Annotated in this window: 1 pseudogene; it reads right to left on the bottom strand. The window is 74.2% G+C overall.

The features are described 5' to 3' along the window. Positions 1-621: pseudogene (locus AC1DXV_RS35155) on the bottom strand (two-component system sensor histidine kinase KdbD); the annotation flags it as partial.

Genomic DNA, 621 nt, shown 5'->3' with positions numbered 1-621 from the left:
GTGCGGCGCCGAGCTCGATGCGGTCGATGTCCGGCGCGAGGCGCGCCACCGCCTGGCCCGTGCCGCGCCCCGGCCACCACCAGCGCGGGTCGCCCGAACCCATCACCAGCTTCGACAGGTTGTGCTGCCGCGCATGCGCGACCAGCACCTCGGCGACATCCTGGCCCGACAGCACCGCGCTGCGCGCGCCCAGCGCCTGGGCCAGCTTGACGGCCTGCAGGATGCCCTCGCGGCGCGCGCCGGGCAGCCGCTGCAGGGCCGGCGTCTCGACATAGACGGCATGCCAGCTGACGGCCAGCTGCTGCGCCAGCCGCGCGGTGCTGCGCACCACCTGCTCGGCGCCCGGCTGCGGGCCGATGCAGCACAGCAGCGCGCCCTCGGTCTTCCAGACCTGTGCGATCGCGCGGTCGCTGCGGTAGGCCTGCACGTCGTCCTCGACGCGATCGGCGGTGCGGCGCAGCGCCAGCTCGCGCAGCGCCATCAGGTTGCCCTTGCGGAAGAAGTTCTTCGCCGCGCGCTCGGCCTGCGCCGGCAGGTAGACCTTGCCGGCGTGCAGGCGCGCGATCAGCTCGTCGGCCGGCGTGTCGACCATCACGATCTCGTCGGCCCGGTCGAAGAAGG

The organism is Rhizobacter sp. P3_C12 (assembly GCF_056402735.1).
The sequence above is the reverse complement of the archived record's forward strand: the minus strand, read 5'-3'. Positions and strand labels throughout refer to the sequence as shown.